General features: G+C 64.4%; 7 protein-coding genes. All 7 read left to right on the forward strand.

Annotated features, from left to right (window positions below):
- Positions 1-21: 21 nt before the first annotated feature.
- The 7 genes from Q8O29_RS16140 (at position 22) to Q8O29_RS16170 (ending at position 6,134) form a co-directional block, all read left to right on the forward strand.
- Positions 22-1,155: a ligase-associated DNA damage response exonuclease gene (locus tag Q8O29_RS16140; RefSeq protein WP_305564606.1), complete on the forward strand. Its 1,134-nt coding sequence runs from the start codon at positions 22-24 to the stop codon at positions 1,153-1,155.
- Positions 1,152-2,945, forward strand: coding sequence for an ATP-dependent DNA ligase (locus Q8O29_RS16145; RefSeq protein ID WP_305564608.1), 1,794 nt, complete (start codon positions 1,152-1,154; stop codon positions 2,943-2,945). Before Q8O29_RS16140 ends, Q8O29_RS16145 begins: the two co-directional genes overlap by 4 nt.
- Before the next feature lie 90 nt (positions 2,946-3,035).
- A complete protein-coding gene (gene folE / locus Q8O29_RS16150) occupies positions 3,036-3,770 on the forward strand; it encodes a GTP cyclohydrolase I (RefSeq protein WP_305564610.1) in 735 nt (244 codons plus the stop codon).
- Between the two features lie 14 nt (positions 3,771-3,784).
- A complete protein-coding gene (locus Q8O29_RS16155; RefSeq protein ID WP_305564612.1) occupies positions 3,785-4,210 on the forward strand; it encodes a BLUF domain-containing protein in 426 nt (141 codons plus the stop codon).
- A 94-nt stretch (positions 4,211-4,304) separates the two neighbouring features.
- Positions 4,305-5,138 (forward strand): DUF429 domain-containing protein, encoded by an 834-nt coding sequence (locus Q8O29_RS16160; RefSeq protein WP_305564614.1) that lies wholly within the window; start codon positions 4,305-4,307, stop codon positions 5,136-5,138.
- Positions 5,139-5,232: 94 nt separating this feature from the next.
- A complete protein-coding gene (locus Q8O29_RS16165) occupies positions 5,233-5,601 on the forward strand; it encodes a DUF2784 domain-containing protein (RefSeq protein ID WP_305564616.1) in 369 nt (122 codons plus the stop codon).
- A complete protein-coding gene (locus Q8O29_RS16170) occupies positions 5,598-6,134 on the forward strand; it encodes a thermonuclease family protein (protein WP_305564618.1) in 537 nt (178 codons plus the stop codon). The genes Q8O29_RS16165 and Q8O29_RS16170 overlap by 4 nt, the downstream gene beginning before the upstream one ends.
- Positions 6,135-6,383: the final 249 nt, after the last annotated feature.

The following is a 6,383-nucleotide window of genomic DNA, read 5'->3' on the forward strand; positions in this document are numbered from 1 at the left end:
TCGGCAGATGCAGCCTATTCCATGCAGGACCTGATTGTTCAACGGCCCGAAGGCCTGTATTGCCCACCCGGTGATTTCTACATCGACCCCTGGCGCCCGGTGGACCGCGCTGTCATCACCCATGCCCATGCCGACCATGCACGCATGGGCCATGGCCACTACCTGGCCGCCACACCTGCCGAAGGCGTGTTGCGCTCGCGCCTGGGCCAGAACATCACGCTGCAAAACCTGGACTATGGTGAGCAAATCGTCCACAACGGCGTCGCGCTGTCGCTGCACCCGGCCGGCCATGTGCTGGGCTCGGCGCAAGTGCGCCTTGCGCATGCCGGCCAGACCTGGGTCGCCAGCGGCGACTACAAGGTCGCGCCGGACGCCACCTGCACGCCCTTCGAGCCGGTGCGCTGCGATGTCTTCATCACCGAGTCCACCTTCGGCCTGCCGATCTACCGCTGGCGGCCCGATGTGGAGCTGTTTACCGAGATCAACAACTGGTGGGCGGCCAATACGGCGCTGGGCCGCGCCAGCGTGCTCATGTGTTACAGCTTCGGCAAGGCCCAGCGCATTCTGAGCGGCGTCGATGCCTCGATTGCGCCCATCATCGTGCACGGCTCGGTGCAGACGCTCAACACCGCCTACCGCGCAGCCGGTGTGGCTCTGCCGGTCACGCTGACGGTCGATGAGGTCAGCGATCCGGCCGACTTCAAACGTGCACTGGTGTTGTGCCCGCCTGGCGCGGCTGGCGTGCGCCGCGCAGGGCCGCCCCAAGCAAGCACAGCCCCCTCGGGGGGCAGCGAAGCACACGAAGTGGCGAGCGTGGGGGTCCATTCAAGCCCCTTCGCAAAGCGCTTCGGTGATTTCAGTGACGCCTTTGCCAGTGGCTGGATGCAGTTGCGCGGTGCGCGCCGGCGCGGCGGTTACGACAAGGGCTTTGTGCTCAGCGACCACGCCGACTGGCCAGGCCTGATGGGGGCCATAGCCGCCACCAGCGCCCAGCGCGTCATCGTCACCCATGGCAGCGTGCCGGTGCTGGTGCGTTACCTGACGGAGCAGGGGCTGCAGGCCGAAGCCTTTCACACCGAGTACGGCGACGATCCGGTCGAAGAGCAGGTCCAGCCCGCTGTGCCTGACCCGGCGATGGAAGCCCCCGCGCCATGAGACATTTCGCGCGGCTGTTTGCCGAGCTCGACAGCACCACGTCGACCAAAGCCAAGGTCGAAGCCTTGCAGCGCTACTTCGCCCGCACGCCGCCGCAGGACGCGGCCTGGGCCGTGTACTTTTTGGCGGGTGGCAAGCCCCGCCAGGTGGTCAAGACGGCCACGCTTCGCCAACTCGCCTGCGAAGCGGCAGGTATTGCCGACTGGCTGTTCGAGGAGTCATACCAGGCGGTCGGTGACCTGGCCGAAACCATTGCCTACATCCTGCCGCTGCAGGCCTTCGAGTCCGACCTGGGCCTGGCCGACTGGGTGGAAAACCGCCTGCTGCCCTTGCGCGGATTGCCAGAGGACGAGGTGGCCCGGCGCGTGCGGGGCTACTGGCAGGAGCTGGACGCCCAGTGCCGCTTCCTGCTGGTCAAGTTGGTCGGCGGCGGCTTTCGTGTCGGCGTCAGCAAGCTGCTGGTGCAGCGCGCGCTGGCGGCGCATTCGGGCATTGACGCCAAACGTATCGCGCAGCGCATGATGGGTTACATGGACGCGAAAGTGATGCCGTCGGCGATCAAATACGAAGCGCTGCTGGCCGACACGGCGGGGGCCGGCGCCGATGTGATGGATGCGGGCCAACCTTATCCGTTTTTCCTGGCGCACCAGCTCGACGCGCCGCTCCAAGGCCTGGACGCGAAGCTGGGCCCGGTCGGTGACTGGCAGGTCGAGTGGAAGTACGACGGCATCCGCGGCCAGATCGTCAAACGTGCCGGCCAGCTCTGGCTCTGGTCGCGCGGCGAGGAATTGGTGACCGAGCGTTTCCCCGAGATCGTGGCGCTGGCGCAGCCGCTGCCTGACGGTACGGTGCTGGACGGAGAGATTTTGGTCTGGCGTTATGCGCAGAGCCCTCACCCTCACCCTCTCCCAGGGGGAGAGGGAACAATGACACGGGACGCGGTATTACCCCCTCTCCCTTTGGGAGAGGGCAGGGGTGAGGGTGCCCCGGCCGCCTATGCGCTGCTGCAGCAGCGCATAGGCCGCAAGACCCTGGGCAAAAAAATCCTGGCCGATGCGCCGGTCACCTTCATGGCCTACGACCTGCTGGAACTGGCCGGTCAGGACCTGCGCGGTCAGCCGCAGCAGGCGCGCCGCGAGCAACTTGAGCAACTGCTGGCCGGCACGCCGATCAAGATCTCGCCGGTCGAGCGGCTGGCGTCCTGGCAGGAATTTGCGGCCTTGCGCGCCGAATCGCGCGTTCGCGGCGTCGAGGGCTTCATGCTCAAACGCCTGGACGCCGCCTACGGCACCGGCCGCACCAAAGCCGACGGCTTGTGGTGGAAGTGGAAGATAGAACCGATGACCATTGACGGCGTGCTGATCTACGCGCAGGCCGGTCACGGGCGCCGCGCCTCGCTCTACACCGACTACACCTTTGCGGTCTGGAACCGGTCGCCGCAGGATGCCGAAGAAGCTGCGGCTGTGGTTCAGGCGATAGCGAAAAGGCAGCCCGCGCAGCCTGATACCCTCCAGCTTGTCGCGTTCGCCAAAGCCTATTCCGGCCTGACCGACGAGGAGTTCAAGCGCATCGACAGCGTGATCCGCAAGACCACGCTGGAAAAATTCGGCCCGGTGCGCAGTGTGCGGCCGACGCTGGTTTTCGAGCTCGGTTTTGAGGGCATCAACCGCAGCCCGCGCCACAAAAGCGGCATTGCCGTGCGCTTTCCGCGCATGCTGCGCATCCGGGACGACAAGCCCCTGCACGAGGCCAATACCCTGGATGAGCTCAAAGCGCTCCTGAATCTATAGCTGCTTGTGCCCACCCAGCATGGGATAGAGGCCTAAAACCCTTATAAAAATCAGGCATAACCTGCGCTGAACAGGCTGGTAACATTGGCCATGCTTATGAAATCCGACACGCCCGCAGGACAAGCGGCCCCTGACGAAGAGGGCACACCGGTCTCCGTCAAGATCCGCGAGCGCCTGGCCGCCGCCAAAAAGCGCTTCAACGCCAACGACAACATCGCCGAGTTCATCGAACCGGGCGAGCTCGAAAAGCTGCTCGACGAGGTCGAGGGCAAGATGCAGGGCGTGCTCGACAGTCTGGTGATCGACACCGTGGGCGACCACAACACCAACAACACCGCGCGCCGCGTCGCCAAGATGTACCTCAACGAGGTCTTCAAGGGCCGTTATGTGGCCGGCCCGACCATCACCGAGTTCCCGAACGCCGAACACCTCAATGAATTGATCATCGTCGGGCCCATCACGGTGCGCAGCGCCTGCTCGCACCATTTTTGCCCGGTGATTGGCCAGCTCTGGATAGGCGTGATGCCCAACGAACACACCAACGTGATCGGCTTGTCCAAATATGCGCGACTGGCCGAGTGGATCATGGGCCGCCCGCAGATCCAGGAAGAAGCGGTGGTACAGCTGGCTGACCTGATTCAGCAAAAGACCCGGCCCGACGGCTTGGCCATCGTCATGGAGGCCAGCCACTTCTGCATGGGCTGGCGCGGCGTCAAGGACATGGACAGCAAGATGATCAATTCCGTGATGCGCGGCGTTTTCCTCAAGGACCCGAACCTGCGCCGCGAATTTTTGTCCCTGATCCCCAAAAAGAGCAGCAGCTAAGGAAACATTTATCTATGTTGGTACGCCTTCTTTACGCCAGCCGCTCGGCTGACCCCGGTTCCAGCGAGGTGACCGAGTCCATCCTGGCCCAGTCGCGCAGCCACAACCCGGCCATGGGCATCACCGGCATCCTGTGTTACGGCGGCGGCATCTTCCTGCAGGCCCTCGAAGGCGGCCGGAACCAGGTCAGCGACCTGTACGGCCACATCCAGAAAGACCCGCGCCATACCGACGTGGTGCTGCTGCATTACGAGGAAATCAGCGAGCGCCGTTTCGGCGGCTGGACCATGGGCCAGGTCAACGTGGCCAATGTCAACACCTCCATCCTGCTGAAATACTCCGAAAAGGCCGAGCTTGACCCCTACTCGGTGTCGGGCAAGGTGTCGCTGGCGCTGCTGGAAGACTTGATGGCCACCGCTGCCATCTGCGGCCGCGCCTGAGCCGGCGTACGGCTCGATGCGCCGCCGGCGTGGCCCTTGCTGCTTGCCCTGGGCCGCGATGGTGCCGGTACCCGCTTGACGCGAAAATGCACGCATGACCGCTGCCACGCCTCTGCTGATCGGGTGCGATTTTTCCAGTGCCCCGACACGCAAAAAACCGATTGTCCTGGCCTTGGGTGCCAGCAGAAACGGACGTTTGCAGTTGTCAAAACTCGTGCGCCTTGATTCACTCGACGGATTTGAAGCCTGGTTGCGGCAACCCGCTGGCTGGTTGGGTGCGTTTGATTTTCCGTTCGGGCTGCCGCGTGAACTGGTCGAGCAGCTCGGCTGGCCCGCCGCCTGGCCCGCGCTGATGGCGCATTACGCCGGCCTGAGCCGCGTTGAAATTCGCCAGACCTTTGCCGCGTTTTGCGATGCGCGGCCTGTCGGCGGCAAATTTGCCCACCGCGCCACCGACCGGCCCGCCGGCTCCAGCCCGTCGATGAAGTGGGTGAACCCGCCAGTTGCTTACATGCTGCATGCGGGGGTGCCGCGCCTGCTGACCGCCGGCGTGCACCTGCCGGGCCTGCATGACGGTGACCGCAGCCGGGTCGCGCTCGAAGCCTACCCCGGACTGCTGGCGCGCGAGGTGCTCGGCCACCGTTCCTACAAAAGCGATGACCGTCTGAAGCAGACGCCAGAGCGGCTGATCGCACGCAAGGACCTGATCACCGCACTGGAGAAGGGCCAGACCCGTCTGGGCCTGCGCCTGAAGTTGAGCCACGCCCAGCGCGACACGCTGGTAGACGACGGCAGTGGCGACGAACTCGACGCCGTGCTTTGCCTGATGCAGGCCGCCTGGGCGCAGACACAGCACGCGCAGGGTGCGCCGTGTTATGGCTTGCCGGCGCATATGGATCCGATCGAGGGCTGGATCGTCTCCGCCTGAGCGCCGACAAGCCGCTCTTACTTGCGAAATACATGAACAAATCAGCCCTCACCCCATATCCAGCCTACATGGGTAGCTACAAAATGAATAGCAAATGACGTTTTCCTTGTTGGCTGATGTGGTGTTGCTGGTTCATCTGCTGTTCATTGTGTTTGCGGTGGGCGGTGGGGCGCTGGCCTTGCGCTGGCGCTGGATGCCCTGGCTGCATCTGCCCGCGCTGGCCTGGGGCGCGACGGTAGAGTTCACCGGCTGGATTTGCCCGCTGACACCGCTGGAAAACGCGCTGCGCCGGGCCGCTGGCGCGGCCACCTACAGCGAGACCTTCATCGAACACTATTTGATGCCCGTGATCTACCCGGGCGAGCTGACGCGCGAGTTGCAGTGGGCTTTGGGCGCGCTGCTGCTGGTGATCAATGGCGTGGTTTACGCCGTGGTCTGGCGCTGGCGGAAGCGCCCGAAGTGACCGGGCTGCGCGCCTGCGCCGCATGGCTGGTGCTGTGGGGTGCCGTTAGCGCCCAGGCGGGCGGCGAGTGGAGCGGCACGGTCACGCGTATCGCTGATGGCGATACGCTGTGGGTGCGGCCCGCGTTTGGGGGGCGGCCGGTCAAGTTACGGGTTCATGGCATCGACGCGCCAGAGATCTGCCAGACCGGTGGCCAAGCGTCACGCGCAGCACTGGCGCACCGCTTGGCGGGCCAGCGGGTTCAGGTCAGCCCGCAACGCAAGGATGACTACGGCCGCACTGTCGCGGTCCTTCATCGGGAGGGTGAAGATATCGCCGGCTGGATGGTCGGCCAGGGCCACGCCTGGTCTTACCGTTTTGGCCGGGATGGCGGCCCGTACAGGGCGCAGCAAGCTCACGCTCAGGCTTCGGCGCGGGGCTTGTTTGCCGACCCCCTGGCCGTGGAGCCGCGCCTGTTTCGCAAGCGCCATGGTTCCTGCGATCCGGCAGGCCTTGCAGCCGACGTCCCTTCTGCCGCCCCGGCTCCTGGGTGACCAGCCAGGGGGCAACGTCCTACATGGAATTGCGTTGCTGCTGACGAGGGTATTCCCGCCATAAAACTAAAGTGACTGTTCGCCTGCCATACCGGCGGGTTTCATTTAAAGGAGATGCTATGGATGCCTCCCTGCCCACGGGCAAGGAATTGAGACTGTTGAACGCCAAGGGCATGAACAGCCGTCGATCAGGAAGAGAGACTTCGAGTAATCGAGGTGGATCCTCTGATGGATACGGCATCAAAGTGC

The organism is Polaromonas sp. (assembly GCF_030689685.1).
GTDB lineage: Bacteria > Pseudomonadota > Gammaproteobacteria > Burkholderiales > Burkholderiaceae_C > Polaromonas.